Annotated in this window: 22 protein-coding genes; 16 read left to right on the top strand and 6 right to left on the bottom strand. The window is 42.0% G+C overall.

The window, feature by feature from the left end; genetic code table 11:
* Positions 1 to 12: 12 nt before the first annotated feature.
* From ACFVRY_RS21790 to ACFVRY_RS21775, 4 genes are all read left to right on the top strand, one after another.
* The gene (locus ACFVRY_RS21790; protein WP_387502398.1) at positions 13 to 834 is read left to right on the top strand and encodes an enoyl-CoA hydratase/isomerase family protein; all 822 of its coding nucleotides are present in this window, start codon (positions 13 to 15) and stop codon (positions 832 to 834) included.
* 203 nt (positions 835 to 1,037) lie between these two features.
* A complete protein-coding gene (locus ACFVRY_RS21785) occupies positions 1,038 to 2,024 on the top strand; it encodes an aldo/keto reductase (protein WP_387502397.1) in 987 nt (328 codons plus the stop codon).
* Between the two features lie 291 nt (positions 2,025 to 2,315).
* Positions 2,316 to 2,903, top strand: a complete 588-nt coding sequence (locus tag ACFVRY_RS21780; RefSeq protein ID WP_387502396.1) for a TetR/AcrR family transcriptional regulator — start codon at positions 2,316 to 2,318, stop codon at positions 2,901 to 2,903.
* A gap of 164 nt (positions 2,904 to 3,067) precedes the next feature.
* Complete coding sequence (locus ACFVRY_RS21775; RefSeq protein ID WP_387502395.1) at positions 3,068 to 4,489, top strand: amidohydrolase family protein; 1,422 nt, start codon at positions 3,068 to 3,070, stop codon at positions 4,487 to 4,489.
* A gap of 449 nt (positions 4,490 to 4,938) precedes the next feature.
* On the opposite strand, the gene ACFVRY_RS21770 is transcribed toward ACFVRY_RS21775, so the two are convergent.
* Both ACFVRY_RS21770 and ACFVRY_RS21765 read right to left on the bottom strand, forming a co-directional pair.
* On the bottom strand, positions 4,939 to 5,586 hold the full coding sequence (locus ACFVRY_RS21770; RefSeq protein ID WP_387502394.1) for a nitroreductase family protein: 648 nt from the start codon (positions 5,584 to 5,586) through the stop codon (positions 4,939 to 4,941).
* 42 nt (positions 5,587 to 5,628) lie between these two features.
* On the bottom strand, positions 5,629 to 5,994 hold the full coding sequence (locus tag ACFVRY_RS21765; RefSeq protein ID WP_387502463.1) for a MarR family winged helix-turn-helix transcriptional regulator: 366 nt from the start codon (positions 5,992 to 5,994) through the stop codon (positions 5,629 to 5,631).
* 461 nt (positions 5,995 to 6,455) lie between these two features.
* Here ACFVRY_RS21765 and ACFVRY_RS21760 point away from each other — a divergent pair, with 461 nt between their 5' ends.
* The 3 genes from ACFVRY_RS21760 to ACFVRY_RS21750 are packed head-to-tail and all read left to right on the top strand — an operon-like array spanning position 6,456 to position 11,288.
* Entirely contained in the window at positions 6,456 to 7,193 is a 738-nt protein-coding gene (locus ACFVRY_RS21760) for an ABC transporter ATP-binding protein (protein ID WP_387502393.1), read from the top strand.
* Positions 7,193 to 10,513, top strand: a complete 3,321-nt coding sequence (locus tag ACFVRY_RS21755) for an FtsX-like permease family protein (protein WP_387502392.1) — start codon at positions 7,193 to 7,195, stop codon at positions 10,511 to 10,513. Before ACFVRY_RS21760 ends, ACFVRY_RS21755 begins: the two co-directional genes overlap by 1 nt.
* 4 nt (positions 10,514 to 10,517) lie before the next feature.
* A complete protein-coding gene (locus tag ACFVRY_RS21750; RefSeq protein ID WP_387502391.1) occupies positions 10,518 to 11,288 on the top strand; it encodes a COG4705 family protein in 771 nt (256 codons plus the stop codon).
* An 81-nt stretch (positions 11,289 to 11,369) separates the two neighbouring features.
* Here the strand turns inward: ACFVRY_RS21750 and ACFVRY_RS21745 are convergent, their stop codons facing one another.
* From ACFVRY_RS21745 to ACFVRY_RS21735, 3 genes are all read right to left on the bottom strand, one after another.
* A complete protein-coding gene (locus tag ACFVRY_RS21745; protein ID WP_387502390.1) occupies positions 11,370 to 11,675 on the bottom strand; it encodes a DUF4387 domain-containing protein in 306 nt (101 codons plus the stop codon).
* On the bottom strand, positions 11,662 to 13,050 hold the full coding sequence (locus ACFVRY_RS21740; protein ID WP_387502389.1) for an acyclic terpene utilization AtuA family protein: 1,389 nt from the start codon (positions 13,048 to 13,050) through the stop codon (positions 11,662 to 11,664). Before ACFVRY_RS21740 ends, ACFVRY_RS21745 begins: the two co-directional genes overlap by 14 nt.
* Positions 13,051 to 13,190: 140 nt before the next feature.
* On the bottom strand, positions 13,191 to 14,114 hold the full coding sequence (locus ACFVRY_RS21735) for a LysR substrate-binding domain-containing protein (protein WP_387502388.1): 924 nt from the start codon (positions 14,112 to 14,114) through the stop codon (positions 13,191 to 13,193).
* A 119-nt stretch (positions 14,115 to 14,233) separates the two neighbouring features.
* Here ACFVRY_RS21735 and ACFVRY_RS21730 point away from each other — a divergent pair, with 119 nt between their 5' ends.
* The 9 genes from ACFVRY_RS21730 to ACFVRY_RS21690 all read left to right on the top strand — a co-directional run bounded on the left by ACFVRY_RS21730 (position 14,234) and on the right by ACFVRY_RS21690 (position 25,133).
* A complete protein-coding gene (locus tag ACFVRY_RS21730; RefSeq protein ID WP_387502387.1) occupies positions 14,234 to 14,908 on the top strand; it encodes a response regulator transcription factor in 675 nt (224 codons plus the stop codon).
* Positions 14,905 to 16,008: a sensor histidine kinase gene (locus ACFVRY_RS21725; protein ID WP_387502386.1), complete on the top strand. Its 1,104-nt coding sequence runs from the start codon at positions 14,905 to 14,907 to the stop codon at positions 16,006 to 16,008. Before ACFVRY_RS21730 ends, ACFVRY_RS21725 begins: the two co-directional genes overlap by 4 nt.
* Before the next feature lie 324 nt (positions 16,009 to 16,332).
* On the top strand, positions 16,333 to 16,704 hold the full coding sequence (locus ACFVRY_RS21720; RefSeq protein ID WP_387502385.1) for a MerR family transcriptional regulator: 372 nt from the start codon (positions 16,333 to 16,335) through the stop codon (positions 16,702 to 16,704).
* Positions 16,705 to 16,930: 226 nt separating this feature from the next.
* Positions 16,931 to 18,358, top strand: a complete 1,428-nt coding sequence (locus ACFVRY_RS21715; RefSeq protein WP_387502383.1) for an aldehyde dehydrogenase family protein — start codon at positions 16,931 to 16,933, stop codon at positions 18,356 to 18,358.
* 297 nt (positions 18,359 to 18,655) lie between these two features.
* Entirely contained in the window at positions 18,656 to 19,330 is a 675-nt protein-coding gene (locus ACFVRY_RS21710) for a response regulator transcription factor (RefSeq protein ID WP_387502382.1), read from the top strand.
* A complete protein-coding gene (locus ACFVRY_RS21705; RefSeq protein ID WP_387502381.1) occupies positions 19,323 to 20,810 on the top strand; it encodes a sensor histidine kinase in 1,488 nt (495 codons plus the stop codon). The genes ACFVRY_RS21710 and ACFVRY_RS21705 overlap by 8 nt, the downstream gene beginning before the upstream one ends.
* A 176-nt stretch (positions 20,811 to 20,986) precedes the next feature.
* The gene (locus ACFVRY_RS21700; protein WP_387502380.1) at positions 20,987 to 22,708 is read left to right on the top strand and encodes a multicopper oxidase family protein; all 1,722 of its coding nucleotides are present in this window, start codon (positions 20,987 to 20,989) and stop codon (positions 22,706 to 22,708) included.
* A 15-nt stretch (positions 22,709 to 22,723) separates the two neighbouring features.
* Positions 22,724 to 24,385: a copper resistance CopC/CopD family protein gene (locus ACFVRY_RS21695; RefSeq protein WP_387502379.1), complete on the top strand. Its 1,662-nt coding sequence runs from the start codon at positions 22,724 to 22,726 to the stop codon at positions 24,383 to 24,385.
* Positions 24,386 to 24,458: 73 nt separating this feature from the next.
* Positions 24,459 to 25,133 carry a YcnI family copper-binding membrane protein gene (locus ACFVRY_RS21690; protein WP_387502378.1) on the top strand — a complete coding sequence of 225 codons (675 nt, stop codon included), beginning with the start codon at positions 24,459 to 24,461 and terminating at the stop codon, positions 25,131 to 25,133.
* Positions 25,134 to 25,488: 355 nt separating this feature from the next.
* Here the strand turns inward: ACFVRY_RS21690 and ACFVRY_RS21685 are convergent, their stop codons facing one another.
* Positions 25,489 to 26,598, bottom strand: a complete 1,110-nt coding sequence (locus ACFVRY_RS21685) for a PRK06851 family protein (RefSeq protein WP_387502376.1) — start codon at positions 26,596 to 26,598, stop codon at positions 25,489 to 25,491.
* Positions 26,599 to 26,774: the final 176 nt, after the last annotated feature.

The raw sequence follows: 26,774 nt of genomic DNA, 5'->3' as shown, positions 1-26,774 counted from the left end.
GGAGTATCTGATATGAATACAAACACCCAACTAACTGTCAATCGTAAAACACCTGCTTACTGGCGCATAACGTTTCATAATCCACCGATTAATTTGGTAGATCCGGATACGGTGTATGAGCTGTTGGATCTCATGGATCAAATCGAGAACGACCCCGAGTTGAAGGTCATCGTATTCGATAGTGCCGATCCTGATTTTTTCATCTCACACTATGACATGACACGCGCCGGTGAGAAGCAAAAAACGCCGAAAGACATCGAACTACCGCCGCTTATTGACTTCACGACACGCCTTTCCAAATCTTCGGTCGTCAGTATCGTTGAAATTCGGGGCCGGATTCGAGGAGTCGGTAGCGAGTTTGCCCTTGCATGCGACATGCGCTTTGCCAGTCTAGAGAAAGCCGTCTTCGGACAGCCGGAACTCGCTGTCGGTATCGTGCCGGGCACTGGTGCAATTGAGAGGTTGTCCCGTCTATCGGGGCGTGCGCGAGCGTTGGAAATAATCCTAAGCGCGGGCGATTATGATGCCTTGACGGCGGAGCGTTACGGATGGATAAACAGGGCGATCACCGACGTGGAATTGGAGGAATTCGTCGAAAACTTAGCACTAAGAATTTCGGCCATAGATCGCCAGGTCTTAAGTGATGCTAAACACCTAATCAATCGTATCGGATTACCTGAAACCTCGGAGTTGCAAGAATCCAGATCGGCATTTATCTCGAGAGCTATGTCCCCGGGCACACAGGAAAAAGTTTCAAAAGCGATGGCGCTTGGATTTGGACGACAAGGGGATTTTGAGCTTAACTTAGGCCAGCGATTGATGGATGTAAACTAAGATAAGTGTTCGGTAACGGAAAGTGATTAGCTGCAGGTCGAGGGAATTTTCCTGATGTGTGGATAATAGGAGGAAGAGAAAGAGGAGATCAGTTAGATGGCATTTGTTATGAAACTCCATCAACAAAAGATAAAATTATCTTAACTGGAAACATTTTTTTAGAGCATCGTTAAACAAATTTACTCTTTAGGAGGTTTTATCAGATGAAAGATTCACTGATGGGCAATTTAGGTTTTGGTACTGCTCCAATAGGTAACATGTTCCGGGATATTCCAGATGAAGAAGCTATGGAAACTGTGGATGCTGCTTGGGAAAAAGGTATCCGTTATTTCGACACAGCGCCTTTATATGGAGCAGGCTTAGCTGAGTTTCGCCTTGGTGAGGCACTTGCAAAACACAATCGGGATGACTATGTCTTAAGTACAAAAGTAGGTCGATTAATAACGGATGAACTGGAGGACATGGATAAGGAAGGAGCTTTCAAGTTTGGCCGTAGGAATAAGATAATTACAGATTACAGTGCGGATGCAACTCTTCGTTCGATCGAGCAGAGCTTAAAGCGATTAAAAACGGATCGTATAGATATTGTTTTTATTCACGATGTCGCACAAGATCTACACGGTGATCAATGGATCTCACAGTTTGAAATTGCCCGGACTGGGGCATTCCGTGCACTTACACAATTGCGCGAGGAAGGAGTAATTAAGGCTTGGGGACTGGGAGTGAATCGTGTAGAACCAATTGAGCTTGCGCTGGAATTGAAGGAAACTAAACCCAATATATCGTTGCTGGCTGGTCGCTACACATTATTAGATCATGAGAGAGCGTTGGAACGATTGATGCCTACTGCTGAAAAAAATAATGTTGAGATCATTGTCGGTGGTCCATATAGCTCTGGGATTCTTGCTGGAGGTACTCACTTCGATTATCAGAAAGCTTCACCTGAAATTTTATCGAAAGTTGAAAAAATCAAAAGTATTGCTCATCGTTATCAGATCAGTACTAAGGCTGCTGCATTACAGTTCGCATTGGCTAATCCGGCAGTAGCTGCTGTCATTCCTGGCGCAAGTCGCCCTGAAAGAATTGAAGAAGACAAGTCGGCATTGAATGAAATTATCCCTAAGGAGTTTTGGGATGAAATGCGCGAACAAAGACTTGTAGCACCGAATGCCCCGCTGCCAATTAATTAAACAAAGCCGAATTTACAGGTAACTGGCGTACACGTGCTAGGACCACGGTAGTTTATTGGTGTGCGTGATTCTTCAAAAAGCACACTAGTCGTTCAATATTTAAAGATGATTTATAGATTTTTTTCTAAATTAGAATAAATGCATCTGTCCCTGTTTTTTTAATGCTACATTTCTTTTTTCACTATCGTCGTAGTAATCCGAGAAGCTTCATGATTACAAACTTGACAGGGTTAATTCGCAGTTATAAAATCATGAGAATCAGTGAGTTTAGAAAAAAGGAGGGGCCTTCTTATGACAGCAGGTCGTCCACGAGCAGTTGATAAAACTGCTGCGTTGGAAAGTGCACTCATGGTTTTCTGGGAGAAAGGCTTCGAAGGCGCTTCACTTAACGATTTGACTAGGTCGATGAACATAAATCGGTCCAGCCTATATACCATCTTTGGGAGTAAGCAAGATTTATTTTATTTGGCATTAGATCATTATGTCTCAGGTAGACCATTCTTGTCTTCAGAAATCTTAAACAAGGATACAGCCCGTGAAGCTGTGGAAGAAATACTGAATTTATCCGCTGATTCGGCGACTGATCCAAATACCCCTCCCGGTTGTTTAATTATCCAGGGAGGAATTTCTGGTGGTGAAGAGAGTCAGTTTATAAGGAAAGAGCTTATTTCACGCCGGAACGATGCAGAGCATAATCTAAAACAACGTTTAGAAAAAGCAAAAGAGACCGGAGAACTTCCGGAAAATTCAAACCCCGCAGTGTTAGCTCGTTTCATCACAACTGTACTTGAAGGTATATCTATTCAAGCCGCTGACGGGGCTACACGTGAAGAAATCCAGGAAGTAATAGATTTAGCCCTACAATTATGGCCTAACTAAATTTGTGTTAGTGGAAATGATCGAACCCGTAAATTACGGGTTTTTTATTATATAAGATGTTCCATTTGACAGTAAGGGAGAAGAGAGCTAAGATAATTATGAACCGATCGGTTGTTTCATAATATAAATCAGCATATATTCAACATAAAACGGAGGTTAAATAAATGAAGAACAGTGAACATTACAGAAGTATTATTCACAAGAGCGAAGAAAGTGTATCACAACAAAAAATCCTAATAAAAGGTGGCACTATCATTAGCATGGATGATGTGGTAGGCGATTTTATAAAGGGAGATGTGCTGATTGAAGGTTCCAAAATCCTTGATATTGGAGCTGAACTGCATGCTAAAGATGCAAAAATTATTGATGCTACCGGTATGATTATCATTCCAGGGCTTATTGATGCCCACCGTCATTCTTGGCAAGGAATTCTTCGACAGCTTATGCCGAATGCCTCTAGCCTTGGAGAGTATATCGATGTAACGCACAATGCTTTGGCTACTTACTATCGACCAGAAGATATGTATATTGGAAATTTATTAACGGCGCTTGGAGCTATCGATGGTGGTATTACTACAATTATTGATGCTTCCCATAACGCAAGAAGCCCTCAGCATAGTGATGCCTCCATCGATGCATTTGAAGATGCAGGATTACGTGCAGTCTATGCCCTGGGTAAGCCTATTGCTGGAGAATGGGCAGAGCATTGGCCACAAGATTTAGAGCGATTACAGAAAGAACGTTTTTCCTCAAAAGAACAGTTGATCACTCTAGGCTTATTATCTCAGCCTGATAAAGAAAATTGGGATTTTGCCCGCAAGCTTGGACTTCGAATCGTAAGCGAGTTTCTTGGAAAAGAAATGTCTGCAGTCCTTCCAGCCTTAAAGGAAGCTGGTCTGTTGGGAGCAGATAATATTTTCAACCATGTTACAGGTCTAACTGAAGAAGCTTGGGAGATTATTCGAGATACAGGGGTTAACGTTGTGGTAGATCCACGTTCTGATGCCCAATATGCATTGGAAGAAGGTATTTTTGCTTACCAGCATGCTATTGATCATGGTTTGAAGCCTGCTTTGGGTATCGATATTGAAACCTCTTATAGCGGTGATATGTTTACGGAGATGAAGATAGCTTATACATTGCAAAGAGCCTCTGCTCAAAATCGTAGCTACCGAGGAGAAGAAAACGTACCAGGGCCTGCTACAGTTCGGGAAATTCTTGAGGCAGCTACGATTAGTGGTGCCCGGGTAGCAGGGCTAGATAACGTGACAGGGAGCTTAACGCCTGGAAAAGAAGCGGACATTGTTCTTATTCGGACGAATGATTTTAACATTTTCCCATCGAATCATGCACTTGGAACGGTAGTTCAAGGGGCTGATCGTGGTAACGTAGATACAGTGATTATTGGTGGGAGTATTCGAAAATTGAATGGGAAACTTCTTGGGGTTGATTCAATTAAACTTAACGAATTAGTTCAGGAGTCTCGAACATATCTGTTTGAATCGGTTAACCATCAATTAGATCCACTCGCAGACCAATCACCGCAGTTTGCAGAGAAGCCTTCTGAGACTTGGACAGGTCTTTGATCAGATCGAAATTCGGTAGCCGGGCTTGGTAACTGGAGTTGAATGAGGAAAAGCTTGCTGTGATTGATCATTTTGGGAGGCTAGGTGGTAACCAAGCTTGATTAGGACCGGAAATTTCCGGTCCTTTTTGCACTACGGCATGCTCAGCTAAATGCACGAGAACGCGCCCCAACTTCCCTGCTTCCGAGCGGGAAGTTTTTTGATGATATGTGAAGACGTCCGTTAATGGCTGGGTCATGGCCGATCCCAAAAGTAGGCCGGCCCCTATAGTGGACGGAACGATAAGGACGGTAAACCTCCAGTCCCGGATTAAAAAGCCTTACATGGAAATGCTGTGTGTGAGTACCAACAAAAAGCGCCCAATACTGGAACAAGACAGTCGTGGGCGCCTTTTCTGTTATTCAACTCTCACGGTACCCGTTAGAGCTTAAAAATGGGGAAATATTTGATTATTTCCACTCCGCGACTCTGTCGATTGGCAGACGCATAGAAGGGAAGCCATTATCAGCTGCTTTACCGATGGATACGAGCATTACTGGAGCATAGCGGTCTTTTTCCATACCGAATACTTCAGCAATTAGATCTTTTTCATAACCACCCATCGGGTTTGTCTCATAGCCATGAGCACGAGCAACGAGCATCAACTGCATGGCTACCAGACCACAGTCTGTCATGACGATGTCTCTGCGGGCCTGATCAGAAAGATTTTCATAATATCCAAGTGAAGTAGGAAGTACTTGCTCTTTAACTTCAGCAGGCATGTATCCAAGCTGTACATTTCTAGTGAAAATTTCTTCAGCATACTGCACATTTTTTAGGTCACCGAAAATAGCAATAACCGCTGCAGAAGTCTCTATTTTTTGTCTATTGAATGGTGCCAACTGCGACAGTTTAGCTTTGGCTTCGTCACTCTCTATCACAAGAAAACGCCAAGGTTGGAAGTTGATCGAAGATGGAGCGTGTGTCGCTTCGTTCAAAATTTCCGTCATTTCTTCATGACTGATTTTTACGGAAGGTTCGTAACTTTTGATGGAACGGCGTTCAAGAACGATTTTTTTGAAATCATTGGTTTGAGTAACAGCATTGGTAGTTGACATAGTATGAACTCTCCTAAATGTGTAAAATTATAATTCACTTGATTACAGCTGATCTATACTCTGGTTGATCCGTTGGAGCATTGTGGATAGTTGTGTCAATTCCTGTTTACTGAATCCATGTAACATCAGGTTTAGAAATTGTTCCCTTTCCTGCTTGAGTGTTAAGATTTCCTGACGTCCATACTCGGTAAGTTTAACAAGTGTAAAACGGTTATCTTGCGGACTGGTACGACGGATCACCATGTTTTCGGCTTCCAGTTGTTTTAGATGGCGGGTAATGGCCGCATGATCTATGCCAACCAGCTTTTGCAGCGACGTCTGGCTGATTTCTTCAGACTGGTACAGATGGCACAACAATTGCATACGGGACGCGCTAATCCCTGTGCACCGCTCAAATGTACATGTCATTTGACGATTAAGATTGTGAATCTGGTTAAAAATTTCTTCCAGTGATAAATCCGGCAAAGGAGCCCTCCTTTCTTATCAGGATTTTAAGTTTGACGCATCAACGTTTGATGTATCAACTATTGATGCGTCAATTAATATAACACATACAAATTATATATGCAATTGATTCAATTTCATAAATCGCTTACTCAGTAATCAGGTTAATCGAATATTAATGTATTTATTTTTTGAAACTTGGAATTAAGCAGCTAATTCCTTGGTCTTGCTGCTTTGCTTTAATCGGTCAACAGTCATTTGCAGGCCGTCTCATATCGAAAACTGGCATCGGTAATTTACCGGTGCCAGTTTATTTTTTTATGCTGAGACTGTTTCTGGTACTGATACCTGAACAAAGGCAGTTCATATATAGTTCATAAAACGGCATTACGATAGGCCCATCATAAATTCAGGAGGGCTTTCAGATGTCTAATCACAGCGTAAACTTTATCAAAAACACCAACAATCTTATTGAACTTAAACATGTTAGTAAAAAATACAAAACGGGTAAGATCACCTTCGATGCGCTGATCGATGCCAGCTTTACTGTTGAGCAAGGTGAGTTTGTGATTGTACTAGGCACATCAGGTTCAGGTAAATCAACAATCCTGAATATTCTTGGTGGCATGGATCGAGCAAGTGGTGGTGAAATTTTAGTGGATGGAGAGAATATCGCAGCATATAACGATCAGAAGATTACCGCTTATCGCCGTGACAAAGTGGGTTTTGTGTTTCAATCCTACAACCTGATCTCTGGATTGACCGCACTGGAAAATGTCGAGCTTGGTGCAGAGGTTTGCAAGGATCACTTGAATTCCATGGAGGTTTTAGAGCGTGTAGGGTTGGCAAGCAAAAAGAAATCCTTCCCTGCGCTGCTGTCCGGGGGCGAACAGCAAAGAATTGCTATCGCGAGAGCAGTTGCTAAAAATCCGCTAATCTTGTTGTGTGATGAACCCACTGGTGCGCTCGATGATGAAACAGGTAGAAATGTACTATCGCTTCTAGAGGAAATCAACAGTGTTTATCAAAAAACGATATTGTTAATTACGCATAACTCTTTAATTGCTCCTATGGCTGACAAGGTCATCCGAGTCAGAAGCGGCAGAGTAGAGAGTGTAGTCAAAAACGAGAATAAAACCATGGTAAAGGATCTGAAATGGTGATGAATAAATTAATTGTTCGTATGCTACGTGGACTAAAAAACACGTCAGGTCAATTTATTTCCATTGTACTGATTCTCGCTATTGGTTCCATGTTATTTGCAGGTATGTTTGGGGCACAAACCGCTATGACAAGATCGGTAGATTATTATTACGATCGTCAAAATTTAGCGGATGTATGGCTGTACTTCAAGGGGATCTCGCAAGACGAGATTGATACGTTGGCCTTAAACGGCAAGGTTCATTCCGCTGAGGGAAGGTACGCTTATCTTGCCAAGCTAAAAATGAATACTATAGATAGTGAATTGATGATCCACAGCATCACAACTATTAATAGCTCCTTGCTTAGTGAGGGTGTATTACCGACACAAACCGACGAGATTATGGTCGATAATAAATATGCAAGGGCAAATAAGCTCAAACTTAAAGATAAGCTCCCTATAAGTACAGACAGTGGTATTCATACAGTAACGATTACAGGCTTTTTCTACAATCCTGAAGCCGTTGTTGTCCAAAAGGATGCGTCGTCGTCGTCCGTTTCACATAGTGAATTTGGAGTCGCCTATGCGACAAACAATACGCTAATTGGATTGAACCGTACCACCACGGTATATGTTAATCAACTCAATGAGATGGATCAGAAGCTGGATGACGCCCAGCACGGGCTGGATGACGCAGCGAAGCAAATCGCAGATGCACAAGATCAATATAGCCAATCTAAAAGCAACGCCCAAACGGAGCTAAACCGTGCACAAAACCAATTAAACGTAGCTAAAAAGCAGCTTGAGGATGGACGGGCTACGCTGGATCAACAACGGAAAAATGCGACCGATCAATTCAATAAATCGCAAATGCAACTTGACCAGGCTAGTGTCCAGCTTGCCCAGAAGAAGCAACAGGCTCAAATCGACCTTACCAACGGGCAGAAAAAACTGGATGAGACAAAAAAGCAAATGGATAACGGGCAGAGTGAGCTGAACAAGCAAAGACAAGAGGCGCAAGCTCAATTTACTAAATTACAGGCGCCGCTTACCGATGCGAAATTACAGCTTGACCAAAAGGAAGAGATATTAAACACTTCTTTCTCGGAATACCAGGCTATTCGTTCTCAGCTCCCACCGGAACAGCAGGAAGCACAGGACACTGATTTTACCGCGCGAAATGACTTACTTGCGAAGCAGAAAGAAGCGCTTGCTGTTCAGCAACAACAACTGAAAGACAAACAGGAGCAGGTGCAGTCCCAACTTACACAAAAGGAAGCGCAGCTGGCCCGCGCCAAAGCCAATTATGAAAATGGCCTAAAGGAGTTCTCGACAAGAAAAGTAAGCATGGAGACGCAATTATCCAGTGCTCAAGCTGAAATCGATACTAAACAGCAACAACTGAACGAACAATGGAAAAAAGGGCAGGCTACATTAGCGGACAAGGAGGCACAGCTTGCTAACGCACAAAAAACTTATGATGAAGGACTGCAACAATATGTTGCCAAAAAGACGGATGGGGGAGCTCAACTGTCAAAAGCTGAAAAAGAGATCTCTGACAAGCGGCTGACACTAGAAGAAAAAAGAGGTGATTTTGTTGATGAAAAGGCAGATGCGCAAGCTCAGCTTGACACAGCGGTGAAAAATTACCAAGAGGTGGTTGTCCGAACAAATAACCCTGCCGCCATCATGAAACTGGTTAAAGCGAACGATAGTTATGTTACCGCTTTTGAACGAAAAGATCAGATTAGTTATAAAACGGTGGACCAATCGCTAGATCCGTTACGCTCGCTATCCCTAATATTTCCCTTGATCTTCTTTCTTGTAGCAGCAGTAATCGCATTTATTTCGATCTCAAAAATGGTAGAAACACAACGTACACAGATCGCGGTTATGCAAGCCATTGGCATTTCAAGAAACAAAATACGGACGAGCTTTCTTATCTATGCGTTTTTGGCAGCAGTTTTGGGTTCCATAGGCTTTGCCTTAATTGGTAATCTACTTATTCCTAAATATTTGATACAGGTTTTCACAACCCGGTTAGATATGCCAGACCTTGTTGTTTCTATATACCCAATCTATATAATATTGCCCTTGGTGTTTGCATTTCTATCTACCGGAGCGGCGGCACTTTTGGCCTTACAAAAAACGTTACGCGAGGATCCTGCACATGGGATGCGTCCACGGCCGCCAAAAACTGCTAAGGAAACCCTTATCGAACGCTCGTCATGGGTCTGGAACAGACTCGCTTCGTCCAGTAGGCTGGTTTGCAGAAATATGTTGCGGAATAAAGGGAGGATGTTACTCAGTTCAGTAGGCGTTATTGCCAGCGTCACATTATTGGTAACTGGCTTTTCGCTTAAAAACTCCGCTACAGATGTTGTTCATTCAGTGGTGGATGGAGCGGGCTATGATATAGCGATTAACTATAATGAAACGGTAGCGGATAAAACGGCACTTTCCTTTCCCTACACAGCGAGCACCGTGGAACTGACATCTGTAAAAAAAGCGGTTGTAGCGCTTGGAGAGGGAGTCACCTTAAAAGCACAAATTGTTGAAAGTGGAAGCAGCTTAATTCATTTGGTTGACCCGCAGGGGAACACGATACCTATAAGTAACAATAGCTTTATCATCCCACAAAATATCGCGCAGGATTATGCTGTGAACGTGGGGGACAGCATGAATGTTGAAATCAACAATACGCAGTACCATTTTAAAATCACAGCTATAAGTGAACAATATTTAGCCAAAAGCCTATATATCAGCCAGGATCTGGCTCACAACGCCGGGATTGAGATTGATCAAAAGATGGCGCTGGTAAAACTGCAAAATCCTGATAACACCGGACATCTTGCAGAACAATTGAAATTAGACAAAACCGTTTCCGACGTTACAACACGGCAAGATCTGATGGATAAAAGCAAAGATATCACCACTATGCTGAACGCTATCATCCTTGTGATTACTTTGGCTGCGGCGATGCTTGCCATAACGGTTATTTATAACATCACTTCTGTCAATATCCTTGAACGGACACGGGAGTATGCGACACTGATGGCTTTGGGTCATTCCAAAAAGCAGATCACCCGAATGATGTTAACCGAAAATACAGTTCTCACCATGTTAGGCAGCATAGTCGGACTTCCAGTGGGGTATCTTCTGTTTAGCTATTTGACAACCATTATTTCTCGCGGGGATTTGACGTTGACGAACAACCCAAGCATAATTGCCCTTTTAGGTGCAGTTGGATTTTCGCTTCTGTTCGTATTTCTGACCAATCTACTCTTGAGTCCTAAAATCAACAAAATATCTCTTGTAGAAACGCTAAAAGGAGTGGAGTAGAACAATGAAAACAGCTCAGAAAATCCTTTCTAAGGTTCCGGAAATTACAATCTTTTTCTGGATTGTCAAAGTGTTATCTACTGGGATGGGCGAGGTATTCTCTGACTATCTATTGACCACGATTAATCCCGTAATTGGTGTTATTCTCGGGCTAATAGGACTGGTAGGATCGTTGATCCTTCAGTTCTCGGTCCGACGTTATGTACCATGGATCTACTGGTTAACAGTTGTTATGATCAGTATATTCGGAACGATGGCAGCTGATATTTTGCATGTTGCATTGGGCATCTCTTATCAAGTCACGACAATATCTTTTGTGGTGGCAACAGCCGTTATCTTTGTTGCTTGGTATGTGTCAGAGAAAACATTGTCTATACACAATATTTTCACCAAACGTCGGGAGTTTTTTTATTGGTCCATTGTATTGGCCACGTTCGCACTGGGCACTGCAGTGGGAGATTTGACCGCAGGACCTCTGGATTTGGGTTATCTTCCCTCGGGTATATTGTTTGTAGTATTCATGATTATCCCCGCTTTGGCCCATCGGTTCTTTGGTCTGAAAGAAATTCCCGCCTTTTGGATCGCCTATATCATGACGAGACCACTGGGGGCTTCGTTTGCAGATTGGATGGGAACACCTAGAGTTGAAGGTGGGCTAGGATGGGGCAAAGGTCCAGTGAGCCTGGTCATGACTCTTATTATTATCGCCCTAGTCGGCTACCTGACACTCACTCACAAAAAGGTAAGGAACAGACATGTTGAATCAGAATCATAACAAGCATTTATACTACTCAAAAGAATGGGCCTGTGATCGGAATATCTGCTCACAGGCCCATTAGCTTAGGTTATCGAGTTCTCACAATTCTAAATCAAGTAGTTGGACATATTGTTGACCAGAATGCATATCTCGTTCATACCGATGTCCCTGCGGATTTCGCCGGGGCACAGAAATTTTAACAACATTCAGGTTGGCAAGGTGAAATATTTTAACTTGACCTGGTTCGACATGATAAAGCCGACCAATATTTTCATGGCTGATGGCAGGAGATTCTTTTAACTGTATATAATCATCCGGGGTTTCACAAAACAGATCTATTGTTATCCAAAAGGGGCCTGCGTTTTTGGAACGTACATATTTAGTGACATCTTCAATTTTTGGCATGGGATTTCCCTCCTGTCAAGAATTCCTCATATACGATTTTTACGAGTTCCAAAGGGGAGGTAACTTCTACTACATGGTTGAGTTTAAACTCGAAAATTTGCCCCTTTTCAATCTCGGCAGGGGAGAATGCAAAAGCAAATGAATGCAGTTGCTCGTTCAAATGGACCGGAAAATGAAGGAGCAATGGATTAAACACCTTGGCTACCTTAGTAGCTAACTCTTGAGTGGATGCAGTAACGACCAGAATTACACCAATTTCTTGCGGGACATAGGAGTCCGGCTCAATTGTCTCTCCTGAAACAGCATTCCAACCGTAAGGTTTAAGTTCAAAAGAATACTCACCCGGTATTTCTAACTCCGTCATTTTCGATTTCGCATAGTCACTCAGTGCATTGAGCCACTGCATGGGATTGCGCATGATTCGTTTGTCCCGTATCCCAACTATTGAGATCGTCTGATATCCTGCAGGGGCGGCTCCCTCAAGTTTCATAGTATACTGAGAAGCTTTTTTGATGGTCGTACCTGTTACCCGCACTCGACGTTCATCTAGTTGTGTATATAATGCAGTAGAAGTATCGATGGTGCCCGAAGGCTCAGTAAGTTTCTCTGGATCAACATTCTCATATAATAGGTGTGCAGAAACAGTGAACACGGTGCATCTATTATTAGTAGCCGTTGGTTCGACTGTAAAGCCAGTATCATCAAAGTTTAAAAATACGCCACCAGTCATGGGATTGGTTGTGCAGAGCGCGCCGCATTCGGCTATCTTTGCACCATGCCAAGCAGCAGCGACATTACACTTTCTCATAATCGGCATTGCTGCTATGATGGCTGTGTCCGTAGCTCTGCCACATAACACGATATCTGCTCCAGCTTCAAGTGCAGTAATAAAGGGTTCGACACCTGCTAAAGCAACGATATTGGAACATTCTGCAAAGGTTTCTGAAGATATGTTTGGAGCTGCCTCAAGAGGGTGAATCAAGCCAGCATTATATTTCTCCATGAGTATTTTAGGGTTTTGTTGAGTGTAGATTTTCGCTATTTTAAAGCTTAACTGTTCTTCCTCACAAATTTCCCTGCAAATGGCTGCCATCTCATCGACTCCATAATTGCTTCCACAAGTCCCGCAACTTCCAATTGTAACTGGGATGGATAGTTTTTTGGCCGCAATCATAATGAGCTGCATATCTTTTTTAATAGCTTCTTTCGCGTACTTTCCAATACCTTTTCCTAAGTAATAGGGTCCTGAATCTGTTGAACCAGCATCACACGAAATAATATCAGGTTTCATTTGGATCCCATTATCGAAAGCCTCTTTTGTAATCCCGGTTCCAATAGCGCCAAACGGTACAAATACTTTACAAGCATTCTCCATATCTTTAGCCTCCGTAAAAAAATAAACGTACTGGTAAAATAACCATAGCACGTTAATCATTATCGGACTAATATTTAAAACAATATACTTCCTATAGTTTTTTTATTATAAGTAGATCGCAAATCCACCTGAGTTGTAATTTATTCGATCGGAGGATTCGAAAAGACTTGGTTAATTATGTTTATAAGCTCTAAGAGAGCTTTGGATAAATAAGCGTTTTTTCTATAACAGATATACATCTTATGTTTGAAGTTACCACCGTCAAGGCGATAGTAGTCAACATCGTTTTCAAGGTTAAAATATTTAATATTTGATTCAAGAATGATTGTATGTCCGATCCCCTTAGACGTAAGCTTAAGTGCGGTTTGGATATTTTTTGTTTCTAAAATAATATTGGGATGGATTCCATACCATTTGAAGATTTGATCAGTAGTCTTTCTTAATCCTTGCTCTGGCGTTAAAAGAATGAAATCCTGCGTTGATAATTTTTGGAGATTGATCGTAGGCAATGAGTTAACACCTGAATAGGTTGGATGTATTATGCTAACTGGTGAAGGAGAGGCCAATAACAATTCATCTTCAAGTACATGAATATAGATGAGCGGTTGCTGGGGCTCTAATTGACTGCTGACGATAAGGTCTGTTTTTCCCTCCATTAGCGATATATTTAACTTTTCAAATGTGCCTTCAAAGATCTCAAGCTCCATATTGGGAAATTTCTTTTTAAATTCTGGAAATACTATTGGAAGAATCCACTGTCCCCATAGTGAAGAAATTCCTAAAGTAATTCTGCCTTGTTTATTTTCTCCGATATCATCTAATTCCAATTGCAAGTTTTTTTCAATATTTAACAGTTCTTTTGCTGCCGCTACGTATCGTTCTCCGGCATAGGTAAGTGTCAAAGGCACGGTACTTCGATCAAACAATTTTGCGCCAATTTCTTCTTCAACAGAATGTATTCTCTGACTTAGTGATGGCTGTGCTATATAAAGTTTTTTTGCAGCTTTCGAAAAGCTTCTTTCTTCTGCTACCGTTAGAACGTAGATTAGTTTTTTAGAATTCATAGGATTCACTTCCTTGGAGATGGCTTCAAATGAGTTCATATAAGGTTCATATAACGACATTACGATAAGTTCAGAAACAAATCAAATCAATAAGATAGCATTGGATAAGAGGTGCGTAGATGTTCAATATTTTAGTTGTAGATGACAATGATAATATCCGAAATTTGATCATTACCCGTTTACAGGGAGAAGGGTACCGTACCTTTCCCGCAGCCGATGGCGAGGAGGCTCTTGAGGTCATTGATCACGAACATATTGATCTGATGATCGCCGATATCATGATGCCCAAGATGGACGGTTATGTACTCACACGAGAACTGCGTTCTTCGAAATACATGCTACCGATCTTAATGATCACGGCCAGGGAACGGATTGAGGATAAGAAGATAGGATTTCGGGCAGGAACCGATGATTACATGGTAAAGCCAATTGATTTTGAAGAGATGCTGTTGCGGGTGGAGGCGCTTTTGCGTCGTGTGAAAATCAACAATGAGAAAAGACTAACACTAGGGGACGTCATTCTGGACTATGATACCCTCACTGTGGACACTGGCCTAGAAGAAGTGTTACTGCCACAAAAGGAGTTTCTTATCCTTTTCAAACTACTGAGCTATCCTAAAAAGATTTTTACACGCAGGGAATTAATGGATGAAATTTGGGGGCTGGATTCGGATAGTGATGAGCGAACCGTGGATGTTCATGTTAAAAGACTACGTGAGAAATTTGATCACTTATCCGAATTCAAGCTCGTCACGATCCGGGGGTTGGGTTACAAAGTGGAGAGAGGCATATGAACAGCAACACTGCCAAAACCAAACATCTATTAGGTTTTAAATCCTTATATGCTAAGCTCACGTTCGTATTTCTCAGTTTATGGTGGGGATTGAATTTAGTTATTATGGGTGTCATGCTGCGAGTAGTTACTATAGAACGTATCAGAATATTGTTTCCAGTCATCAAAGCAGTCGGTGGCGAATTCTATAACTTCATCTTGTACACAGTTTACGCTTTCGCGGCATGCATTGTGATGGGCACTATTATTATCATCCTTGTTGTGCGCAGTATAGTTAGTCCTATTAAGGCGATTTCCGATACAGCTCGTAAGGTTGCGAAAGGTGATTTTGATGTTTCCGTTAGTGTCCAAAGCAGCAATGAGCTTGGAATGCTTGCCGAAGATTTTAACACGATGACGCGGGAGCTAAAGAGTATCGACGCCTTGCGCAGCAGTTTTGTATCAAGCGTATCCCATGAGTTTCGGACGCCGATCACTTCCATCAAGGGTTATGTCGAAATGCTTCATGAAGATGCAGCCCATGTGAAAAAACTAACGGACGAGCAGCGGCTCCACTATTGTGATATCGTCCTTGATGAGAGTAACCGATTAATTGCGCTCTCTAGCGATTTATTACGTCTGTCTGAGCTTGACAGCCAAGTGATCCGTGAACAAGACCGCAGATTTTCGATTGACGAACAGATCCGCAGATCTGTTGTGATTCTTGAGCCGCATTGGTCAAAGAAAAATATTGAGTTTGATCTTGCGCTGTCCTCGGTCGATTATCTTGGTAATAAGGAATTATTACAGCAGGTATGGCTTAACCTGATTCAGAATGCAATCAAATTCTCTAATAGAAACAGTGAAGTATCTATTAGATTGTTTGAAGAAGATGGATACCTCATGATTCAAATCATGGATCATGGAATGGGTATTGCTGCAGCCGAGCAGGAGCGAATTTTCGAATCTTTTTATAAAGCTCATGAATCACGCTCTGGTGTAGGAAATGGTTTGGGACTCGCCATTGTGAAACGAATTATAGAAATAATGAATGGTCAGATTAGTGTGGAGAGTGAGCTTGGTAAAGGAACAACGTTCACAGTGAGATTGCCTGTAAATTGAAACGCGATCTTCATTCCCATCCCCCTTAATCTTCGTTCAGATATTTATGTCGAAGAAAAAGGGGGATTTGTGTGGGTTGAACGAAGTTGTGTAATGCTCTGACTTTTACTTATAACGATTATGTACTTTCTCTGGATAAAGATTTAGAACTTGTATAATATTCAAATTTTATTGCAATCATAGTACCAGTTCTAATAAGTTGTTTAAAAATTAGTTTATTTCCCAAGGCTTGACATGGAGTCAACTCCACAATATATGATGTAGTCCTAGAGGTTGTTTTATACAGCTTACTTTAAAACAATAAACGACAAGGGAGGATCAGTGTTGCAGACTACATTTTCAATCGGAGAAATTTCCAAGGAGACGGGTCTTAGCTACGATACGATACGTTATTACGAGAAAATCGGTCTGCTGCCGCCAGTGAAGCGTCAGGAAAACGGACGTAAGGAATACGAGAAGTCCCATCTCGATCGTTTCAACTTTATTTCTCGTTTAAAACAGACTCATATGCCTCTGAAAGAAATCGAGAGGTATATGACCCTTGCATCCGATCATAATTACGAGAACTGCTATAACTTACTGAATGAACACAAACTAAAAATCGAGTCGCAGTTGTCAGAAATACAAGCTACTTTGAAAATGGTAAGCAGCAAGATGGACTATTATACGGACCTGATCAAGCGTCAGGATCAGTAGTCAATTTATCGTTGTATATAGATAATGCGTATATTATTATCTCAGGAACATAAATTTTTGGGGGTTAGGGAATCAAATTAGGCTATCCTATCAATGCGGCCCTCGTCGTGTGAAGCCCAAATCCCACGGGTCCGTCTTCTGATACTCTAGAGATTATCGGAGTTGTCAATCTTCAGCATCTGTACAAACGCTTTATACAATACATGATCATTTGGAGGTTAGACCGATGAAATCAGTAGATAAAATCTATATCAACGGTTCGTTTGTAAAACCACACGGGGAAGAATTGTTTGATCTGTTTAACCCTGTGACTGGAAAGGAAATTGGCAGTGTTATTCTTGCGGACGCTGTAGATACTCGTAATGCTATTTTGGCTGCAAAAAAAGCTCTTGTAACATTTTCGAAAACAACGAAACAAGAACGAATCAAAATGCTGCAGCGGCTTCACGATGCTGTAGTTGCCAACGAGAGCGAACTTACCGAGGTCATGCTCGAAGAATACGGAGCGCCACTATCCTTTAGTTCATGGGCAGCACGCTATGCGGCAGAGTCCTTCCTCAATGCGGCGAAGACATTAAATGAATATCCGCTCGTACGAAACATTGGAACGACGGAAGTCGTGATGGAGCCCGTAGGTGTCGTTGGTTTAATCACGCCATGGAATAGCAATTACTCCTTTATTTGCAACAAATTATCTATGGCAATTGCGGCAGGTTGTACTGCTGTTATCAAACCAAGCGAAATGAGCGCCCTTCAGACGTATGCTCTGACTGAATGCTTACATCAGGCGGGGTTGCCGGCAGGTGTGTTTAACATCGTGACGGGACGTGGTGATGTTGTCGGTGCCGAGATTAGTTCAAGTCCAGATGTATCGAAAATTTCTTTTACCGGTTCTACGTTGGTCGGAAAGACTATTATGCGTGCAAGCGCTGAAACGTTGAAGCGGGTAACGCTTGAGCTTGGAGGGAAATCCCCGACGATCATCCTTGAAGATGCAGATTTATCTGAAGCAGTTAAACAAGTTGTTGCAGCTGGATTTATCAATAGTGGTCAGGCTTGCCTGAATGGAACCCGTGTTCTCGTGCCAGCAGCACGCCTTGATGAATTCTATCCGTTAATCAAAGAAGCTATTGGTGCGTTGAAGGTTGGCGATCCACACGACCCATCTACCACAATTGGCCCAATGGTAAGCCAAAAACAGTATGAGCGCGTGCAGCATTACATTAACCTTGGTATTGAGGAAGGCGCCAATGTACTCGTTGGTGGCGCAGGCAAACCGGATGGATTGGAAGACGGATTTTTTATTAAACCTACTGTGTTTATAAATGTTACAAATGACATGACTATCGCCAAGGAAGAAATTTTTGGTCCTGTCATTGCTGTGATCAGTTATAAAACAGAAGAAGAGGCGATTCAAATCGCTAACGATACCATATATGGTTTACAATCTTTCGTGGTTTCCGGCAGCGCCGAACATGCGCGTGTGGTCGCGTCACAAATTCAGTCGGGACGGGTGACCATTAACGGGGCTCCGCATGATCAGCATTCTCCGTTTGGCGGATTCAAGCAATCCGGAATTGGTCGGGAGTATGGGGTATTCGGCCTTGAATCTTATCTAGAAGCAAAAGCTATTTCAACTATTGGTACACTTTAACAGTCAAGCTCTCTATGTATATAAAGTCAGTCAGAGATCTCTGACTGACCTTTTTATTATATAAAAAGGGATATTTGCTGAATCATCTTCGGGAGGAAGAGTACCTGAGAACGGCAGATTCAGATGTTGCCACGCTTGACGTACGTGAGTACTTGATGACTTGAATTAGACCGTATGAAAAGATACACTGATACACATATTGATCAACTTTTACTGATATTACAAATTAAACAATGCTAATTGTTCTAACGATACATACAAGGTTTTTTCTATACTTTGGAAAAGGGAGAGTGCTTGATGAATATCTTATTGGCCGAAGATGATCCACGCTTTGGGCGCCTTTTTACTCATTTGTTGAAAAATAAAGGGAAATATAAAGTGGATTGGGTTACAAATGGAGAGGACGCATATAATTATGCGCTTGCTACTCACTATGATATTCTAATTCTGGATTGGATGATGCCAGTAAAAGATGGCGTACAAGTATGCCGACGTTTACGGAAAGAAGGATATAATGGAGCCATTCTACTTTTGACAGCAAAGGACTCTGTTCTAGATCGAGTAGAGGGATTAGATGCAGGGGCTGATGATTATTTAATAAAACCCTTTGAGTTTGATGAACTCAATGCCCGATTACGTGCTCTTTCACGCCGGAATTTCGCTCCCCTTCTGGAAGAGATTATCCATATGGATAACATTACTATCAATCGTACAAGCCGTACAGTGCATAGAAAAGGACAAGAAGAAATTCAGTTAACACAACGTGAATTTCAATTATTAGATTTACTAATTCAAAATAAAGGGAAAGTCTTAACCCGCGAAGTCATACTGGATAGAATTTGGGGATATGATACTGAAGTCACAAGCAATCCAATTGATGCAACCATTAAATTATTAAGGAAAAAAATTGATACTGTAGGTGAAAATACGCTGATTCAAAATATACGCGGGGTGGGTTTCAGATTTGATTAAGTTCGTGTTTGAGCGAATGCAAAAGCGGCGGCAAAGCGAAGATATGTTTGTGAAAATGCGTAATCGATTAACCATTATGTATAGCGGGATGCTTGTGCTCTTTCTTCTAGTATTCATCATTATTGTTTATTCTTCACTTTTTTGGATGGTCTCTTATCAGCAGAAAAAAGAGGTTAATTCTCTGGCAGATCAAAAATTGCTTGAAAGCCAAAATCTTTTAAAAAGCGATATGAAAGGGAATGATTCCAATAAAGATGGCAAAAAGACAATAACTCTTAATAATAATTACTTCTTTTATTATGTATACAATCAGCAAGGTGAACTTATCGCTGCAAATGAGACTATACCTGACTTACGTCAATCCCTATTACAAATGCTCAAGGATTGGAGTGTGAAATATACAGACGTATATAGGAATACTGAAAATCTAACTTCTTCAGAAAATGGAGATGAGTTTTGGAGGCAAAAAGATTCTAATGATGGTAATTTCGATAATCGGGGATGGGAAAAGGAACTTCAAAATAATTGGGATAAGGATACTACCTTAACCGTTTCTTCTGGTAAAAAAATTCACATGGCTATAATGGCGCGGATCATTTATGATGGGGACCAGCGAATTGGGAAGATGTACCTTGGACAAGATACTACTTATTATTGGACTATAATAAACTGGATGCTTACGATTTTTATTGGACTAGCCATTTTATTCTTTATTATCTCTTTCTTAGTAGGTTCTTCTATGTCCAAACGGGCTATGGTCCCTATTATTAAATCATATACTCAGCAACGGCATTTTGTTGCAGATGCTTCACATGAGCTCCGAACTCCGCTTAGTATACTTAATTCATCTATTGATGTTCTTGAACTAGAGGAAGGCGAGAATATTTCGGAATTTTCCCGGAATGTTCTAATGGATATGAAAGATGAAGTGAAAAGGATGGCAACTCTTGTTAATGATTTATTGTCTTTAGCTAGATCAGATGCAGGGTTAACTAATATTTCTTTTGAGACATTTGATTTTATACCCGTTGTAGAACAGCTTGACCGTTCGATTCAGCCTTTGGCTGTCTCACGAAATATTAAGCTGAATCTGCATACTCCTGCCGATCTTTTGGTTTCTGGAGATAAAGAAAGACTAAAGCAACTGCTATATATTTTACTTGATAATGCCATCAAATACACGCCTCAGCATGGAACGGTCAATCTCTTTCTTTCAATGAGCGTTAGTGATGATGATGAAAGCTTACTTATTCAAGTCCAAGATACTGGCATTGGAATACAACCGGCAGATCAGAAAAAGATATTTGATCGTTTCTATCGGGTTGATAAAAGCCGTACAAAGCAAATTGAAGGAACTGGAATTGGTTTAGCTATCGCAAAGTGGATTGTAGAAGAACACAAGGGTACCATAAAATTGTCAAGTCATTTAGGGGAGGGAAGTGTTTTTACAGTAAAAATCCCACAGATCAGCCCAAAATAACAACATACCAAAAGCATAACCCAATTCATTTACGAAAAGGGTTATGCTTTTTTTGCGTATATACAAAATTCGGAATGGGCATTTTTCATTAACTTTTCATTCTTCTATTATATTATTACCTCAGATCGAGGCAGTAATTCTCAGTTTGCTAAACTTAAAAGATTGGAGAGAAAACAATGAAAAAAAACAAAAGTTCTGATTTCTTACTCATTTTGTTAATTGTTATTCTAGTTGGGAGTTTCATTTATTATAAAACGGATGGTCGTTATTTAATGAATAGCCGATCATTTAATGATCATTCTTCAATGAGTAACGATTCAAACAATGATGATTCTTCGAACATCAATTCCAACGAAGATCATTCTTCAATGAATATGGGTACAAATACCAGTCCTTCAATGAATGGGAATTCGAACTATATGTCTATGGATAAAAGTAATGGAATGAATATGGGATCTACTGATCCCAATGCAACACCCGTAACAAAGTTAGTGGCACAGAATTTGAATGCTCCAGTTAAAACCTTCAATATTACCGCTCAAGTAGCCAATTTAAATTTAGGTGGCGGAGCTATGGTCGAAGCATGGACATACGGCGGAAGTGCACCGGGTCCAGAGATTCGGGTCAAAGAGGGGGATAGGGTGGTAGTGAATTTGACAAACAAGCTGCCTGAGGGTGTAACCATCCATTGGCATGGTCTGAATATACCAGGGGCAGTGGATGGGGTTGCTGGTGTTACACAGGACGCTATTAAACCTGGGGAAACCTACACTTATAATTTTATAGCAGACCAGCCTGGAACGTATTGGTATCATTCTCATCAACAAAGTGAAGTACAAACGGGATTAGGACTTTTTGGAGCTGTTGTCGTAGAACCCAAAGAAGAAACCATCAAATACGATAAAGATTATACCGTGGTTCTCCATGAATGGAATATCAACGGTCTATCCAAAAAGAAAAATAAAGACAAATTCAATGATAAAGACAATTTCAACAGCGGTAATCTAAATAATGAACTAGTGGAAGCCATGACAGATGTGAAATACAACATGTTAACGACCAATGGGACGATTGATAGTAAACATTTCGATGCAAAACCAGGTGATCTTGTTCGTCTTCGCTTGGTCAACACAGGTAATACAACTCATTTATTAACCTTACTAGGTATTCCATTCCAAGTTGTATCTCTTGATGGACGGGATCTTGTTGGTGGCCAAGCAATGAATCAAACGTTACTGCCAATTGGCGGAGGTAACCGGGTTGATATTAGCTTTAGAGTACCCGATAGCGGGAATGTTCAACTAGTAAACGCTGGACCGGATGCCAGTCAACCAAACAAGAGGGTATCCGTTAGTATTGGGAACGGAAACTCGACGGGTACAGCCACTTCAGATAATCCCAACAATTATAAACTGTTTGATTTTATGACATACGGTACCCCACAAAAGGGAATATTTAATTCGGGTTCTACCTTCACTCAAACCGTTGACATGGAATTGAGTTCAGGTAAAGCACCAGGCATGGATTGGGCATTTCTAATCAACGGTCAAGCCGCGCCAAATATTCAGCCGCTTGTAATTAAAGAGGGCGACACCGTAAAGATAAGGTTTGTAAATGACAGTAATGATATTCATCCGATGCACATTCATGGCCACACGCTCCAAGTCCTTACGCGCAATGGAAAGGCGGCAGAAGGAAGTCCGGTTTATTTAGATACACTGAATGTGTTACCGCATGAAACGTATGAGGTTGCATTCGTGGCGGATAATCCCGGCATTTGGATGATCCATTGTCATAATTTAAAACACGCGGCAATGGGGATGAATATGATGGTTAATTACGAAGGCATATCCACTCCGTTTGTAGTTGGAGGAACATCTGGTAATCATCCTGATTAAGGTGTTGGTCAAGTTATGAAGAAAAAAACAATCACACGATATCGTATTGGCGTTTGGAAAGGAATAGCCCCACTGTTGCTGCTTATGCTTATGCTGGCATCGTGGGTATCCATTCCGACTCAGGCACATGCACATGCCATCGCCGAATTGAAGATACCCGAACCGAATGCACAAATGAACGAAAGCCCCCCAAGGGTTGAAATACGCTTTAATGAGCAGATTGAAATGGGTATCGGCGGGGTCCAGGTATTAGATTCCTTGTCCAAATCCGTCACGGAAGAGAAGAGTTCCATTTCGGTGGACCGCCGTATCATTTCACTTGCCTTACCCAAGCTTGGGGAGGGGATCTACACGGTATCCTATTCGGTGGTATCAGCGGACGGACATCCGGTCTCCGGGTCCTATATCTTTGTGGTAGGAAATCCACCTAATGCTAAAGATGCATCCGTTTTTGATCTGCACGAGCAAATAGATCAATCCGGTCAGAATACATCCACTGAGATAAGCCCTAACAAGCTATTTTTATATGCGAGCAGAGGGCTGTACTATGTGTCTTTGATGATGAGTACCGGATTGATGTTGTGGTACGGATTACTACGGAACAATACAGAGGTTCAGCAGAGGCTTCTTGACAAATGGGGATTATGGACGGTCAGGGCGTTTGTGATTGCAAGCATCTTCTACGTATTTATTCATGCTCGCGATTTGATGCAGGACCAGCCGACCGCGGATTGGAGCAAGCTATTCACAACGACCGAGATTGGTATCTCCTGGCTGATATTAATCGTCCTGAGTGTTGTGGGTCTCCTTGTAATAAAATCTGGAATTGCCGTCAAAATGATCTGGTCAACCGCGCTTCTAATATTGGAGGGATTGAACGGACATGCTGCCGTTTATGAGCCGAAATGGTACTCGCTGTTGTTGGACATTGTCCATCTCGGGGGAGCAGCGATCTGGGCAGGAGGGCTGTCGTTTTTACTACTATTATGGTTCAAAAACCGTAAAGAAGCCGGCCGTTTTGCCGTAGCGTTCTCACAGGCGGCCTGGATCAGTATCATCTTGCTGACGCTGACAGGCACTTTGAGTGTTCTGTTGTTTCTCCCAAGTTTGTCGTATTTATTTTATACGTCCTGGGGAATTTTACTTCTTATTAAGACTTCGCTTGTACTGATGGTTATTGTGACCGGAGCTCTACTCAGGCGTAGAGTGCGCCGCGGTAACCTCCTGTCGGGTAATCTACTTAAACTTGATGTAAGCCTTATGGCGGCAATTTTAATTGTAGTGGGTATATTCACTTACATTAGCCCGCTTCCTGCCAATACACCATACTTCAAACATGTGATTGAGACGGACAAACAAATTGCCTTGCGTATTACTCCGAACGTTCCGGGAGAAAACCAATTTATCGTCAAAGTTTGGCTACTGGAGAAAACCGGAGAACCAAAGCGGGTCAAACTGTTGCTCCACTCACTAGACAAGCCGGAACTGGGGGCGATTGAAATTCCCTTAGACAAATCTGAGGACAAAGACAATGATAACATTCCAGATTTTATTAAATCAACTTATCAGGCAACAGGTCAATTCATTCCATTTCCGGGGAAGTGGAAGGCTGAAATTCGAATTCTGACTCAAGAAGATAACGAAATGGTACACGAAGAAGCCTTCCGGAATTACTGAGCTGTAAAAAGAGGATGCGTCAGGAAATTTAGAGTTTGCTTATTAAAACTATATGGATAGGATGTTGATTTTTATGAAAAAATGGTTGATTGCAGGATTTACCTATATGTTCTTGTTCCTGTTCGCAGGAATTGCTAGCGCCCATGTGACAGTTAAACCCATTGAGGTAAGCCAGGGATCATATGAGGTATTTACAGTTCGTGTACCAAGTGAGACGAGCGGGACAACGACCAAGCAAATTGAAATTAAAGTTCCAGACGGTGTCGAGGTGCTTCGAATTGAACCGAAATACGGTTGGACATATTCTCTAAATAAAGGTACAGGTGACAAAATTATTGGAATTGTATGGAAAGCTGAAGGTGAAGGACTGAAAGTGACTGAATTTACGGAGTTCCGTTTTCAGGGGAAAGTCGGTGTTGATGTAAAAGAACTGAACTGGAAAGCGTATCAAACCTATGCGGACGGTAGTAAGGTAGACTGGGTTGAAACATCTGACGGTCAATACCCTGCTTCTATAACGGTTGTTACGCCAGCGACCAGTAAGGATCAAGGTCACGGAGGTAGCACTGGAGCACAGTCTGGTGCTGCTGCAAATCAGACAAATATCAGTGGAAACCAACAGCAAACGGAATCTAACGGTTTTAATCGTGGAATGGCTATTTTTGACCGTGGAATCGCTATTGCAGCATTTATACTCGGAGTCATTGCTATTGTTATTTCCTTTGTCCGCAAACCACGAAAAGGTTGAAGCGGCAGTCTCAACAATGAAGGTTCAAATCATGATAATTCATACCTTTGGCAGAGATTTAAAGATTAATCCACAATTCATGTCTTGGGGTTCCCGCGTTCGTTTGTCTGGAGTGTAACGCAGATTTGGTGAGAAAGAGCCGGCGGGAGAATAACCGCCGGCTCTTACGCAAGTCATTTTCGAAAAAGAATAGAGCAGTGGAGGTACATAAGGTGCTCGTCATCACTCCTGGTTGCGGCTAGTAGCTTACTCTTCAGCGCTGACTGGCGCCTGGCATGTGTCGTGCTGTTGCCCGCTCCTATTGTCGCCTACATGAACATGTTGGAGAAGGACATAGGAGAAGTAGAAACACATTTTATTTTGAAAGCTGAATGGAACCAATCAATTCATTCAATTCGGACTGTAATTGCAGATGGAGGTTCTCTACGATCGAAAAATCTGTGGCCGCAACATAGTAGGCCTTAATTTTAGAATCGATGGCTTCGGCCTCCGCCAGATGTGAGGTGGCCTCTTTCATTTTTGCCGAGTAGCGTGCTTTGATACCGGCTATTTCGGCAGCATGGGCTTCATCGGTTCCAGGAGCTATAGTCCATGCATACATATCTAGGATCTCATCCCCGTCCTGATCTGGAAAGTATTCATGAGGAGCTGTACTGTCGAAGATGGCTGTTCCAAGTCTCGGGAATATCAGCATATCAAGACTGTTCGGATCAAAGCCGCAATGAAACACTTGGACTTCGATCCCTTTCGTTTCGGCAGCGGAGGCGAGCTTTTTCAGCAGAGTAGATTTGCCAGATCCCGCCCTTCCTTTGATGAAAATCCGTCTTTCCAGCTGAGCGGTCAAGCTTTGAATAAAATCGAAAGCCCCCCTCGGAGTCGCTGCTCCGAAAAACAAGTGACGCGGAGCCGTTGGCGAATCGCTCTCATGATCGGCGTATAATTCTTGAATTAAATCCTGCGCAATCTGATCGGCCTTAGAGAAATCCATGTTTTCGATATAAATTTTTTCCCATTCGTCATGAATCCGCAATGCTTTTGCGAACGTTTCATACGTTTTTGAATACGTCCTCTCAAGCTTGCCTCTAAGATTTTCTATCGTTACGTTGTGTTCCGGTAAAATAAGACTGTTATCAAACGCTTCCCCGAAATGGATATAGATGATTTCACAGGCCCCGATATCAGAAATCCCCTTACAGACTTGCCCGTCGACAATACCAACCTTCAATTCCGTTAAAATAATGCCATCCAGTTCTTCGCGACGGAGAGGGGAGTGGAAGCATTGCACATGCAAGCCTTTATCCAACAGACTATCCGCCAAACTTTGAATGACCGTCGATTTCCCCGTACCTTTGGGCCCCGTAAGGACGAATATCTTGTTTAGCCCATCAAATGCGGATTTATACAAGAAATAAGCTCCGTGCGCAGTGTTGCCTTGGGCAAAATAGTGAGATGATTTTAATGCCAACTTGAAACACTCCTTTGTGCCTATTCCGATTCGCAAAGATTTCAGAATAAGCATGATTGGGATAACTGCCTATTCAATTGTATATTCTGCATTGTAAAAAGTGGTGTTCGTCCTCTCCCATTTTTTCGTTATTTGTTGACCGGACTACAGAAGGACCAGTTTCACCCGGTATAAAA

The organism is Paenibacillus sp. NPDC057934, assembly GCF_042887565.1.
Lineage (GTDB): Bacteria > Bacillota > Bacilli > Paenibacillales > Paenibacillaceae > Paenibacillus_AQ.
The sequence above is the reverse complement of the archived record's forward strand: the minus strand, read 5'-3'. Positions and strand labels throughout refer to the sequence as shown.

Excerpts from the sequence above, each read along its gene's own strand:
- ACFVRY_RS21690 (WP_387502378.1), top strand. The coding sequence starts at position 24,459 with ATGAAAAAATGGTTGATTGCAGGATTTACCTATATGTTCTTGTTCCTG.
- ACFVRY_RS21780 (WP_387502396.1), top strand. The coding sequence starts at position 2,316 with ATGACAGCAGGTCGTCCACGAGCAGTTGATAAAACTGCTGCGTTGGAA.
- ACFVRY_RS21740 (WP_387502389.1), bottom strand. The coding sequence starts at position 13,050 with ATGGAGAATGCTTGTAAAGTATTTGTACCGTTTGGCGCTATTGGAACC.
- ACFVRY_RS21790 (WP_387502398.1), top strand. The coding sequence starts at position 13 with ATGAATACAAACACCCAACTAACTGTCAATCGTAAAACACCTGCTTAC.
- ACFVRY_RS21760 (WP_387502393.1), top strand. The coding sequence starts at position 6,456 with ATGTCTAATCACAGCGTAAACTTTATCAAAAACACCAACAATCTTATT.
- ACFVRY_RS21730 (WP_387502387.1), top strand. The coding sequence starts at position 14,234 with ATGTTCAATATTTTAGTTGTAGATGACAATGATAATATCCGAAATTTG.
- ACFVRY_RS21695 (WP_387502379.1), top strand. The coding sequence starts at position 22,724 with ATGAAGAAAAAAACAATCACACGATATCGTATTGGCGTTTGGAAAGGA.
- ACFVRY_RS21735 (WP_387502388.1), bottom strand. The coding sequence starts at position 14,114 with ATGAATTCTAAAAAACTAATCTACGTTCTAACGGTAGCAGAAGAAAGA.
- ACFVRY_RS21700 (WP_387502380.1), top strand. The coding sequence starts at position 20,987 with ATGAAAAAAAACAAAAGTTCTGATTTCTTACTCATTTTGTTAATTGTT.
- ACFVRY_RS21725 (WP_387502386.1), top strand. The coding sequence starts at position 14,905 with ATGAACAGCAACACTGCCAAAACCAAACATCTATTAGGTTTTAAATCC.
- ACFVRY_RS21750 (WP_387502391.1), top strand. The coding sequence starts at position 10,518 with ATGAAAACAGCTCAGAAAATCCTTTCTAAGGTTCCGGAAATTACAATC.
- ACFVRY_RS21755 (WP_387502392.1), top strand. The coding sequence starts at position 7,193 with ATGAATAAATTAATTGTTCGTATGCTACGTGGACTAAAAAACACGTCA.
- ACFVRY_RS21785 (WP_387502397.1), top strand. The coding sequence starts at position 1,038 with ATGAAAGATTCACTGATGGGCAATTTAGGTTTTGGTACTGCTCCAATA.
- ACFVRY_RS21765 (WP_387502463.1), bottom strand. The coding sequence starts at position 5,994 with ATGACATGTACATTTGAGCGGTGCACAGGGATTAGCGCGTCCCGTATG.
- ACFVRY_RS21710 (WP_387502382.1), top strand. The coding sequence starts at position 18,656 with ATGAATATCTTATTGGCCGAAGATGATCCACGCTTTGGGCGCCTTTTT.
- ACFVRY_RS21770 (WP_387502394.1), bottom strand. The coding sequence starts at position 5,586 with ATGTCAACTACCAATGCTGTTACTCAAACCAATGATTTCAAAAAAATC.
- ACFVRY_RS21745 (WP_387502390.1), bottom strand. The coding sequence starts at position 11,675 with ATGCCAAAAATTGAAGATGTCACTAAATATGTACGTTCCAAAAACGCA.
- ACFVRY_RS21715 (WP_387502383.1), top strand. The coding sequence starts at position 16,931 with ATGAAATCAGTAGATAAAATCTATATCAACGGTTCGTTTGTAAAACCA.
- ACFVRY_RS21775 (WP_387502395.1), top strand. The coding sequence starts at position 3,068 with ATGAAGAACAGTGAACATTACAGAAGTATTATTCACAAGAGCGAAGAA.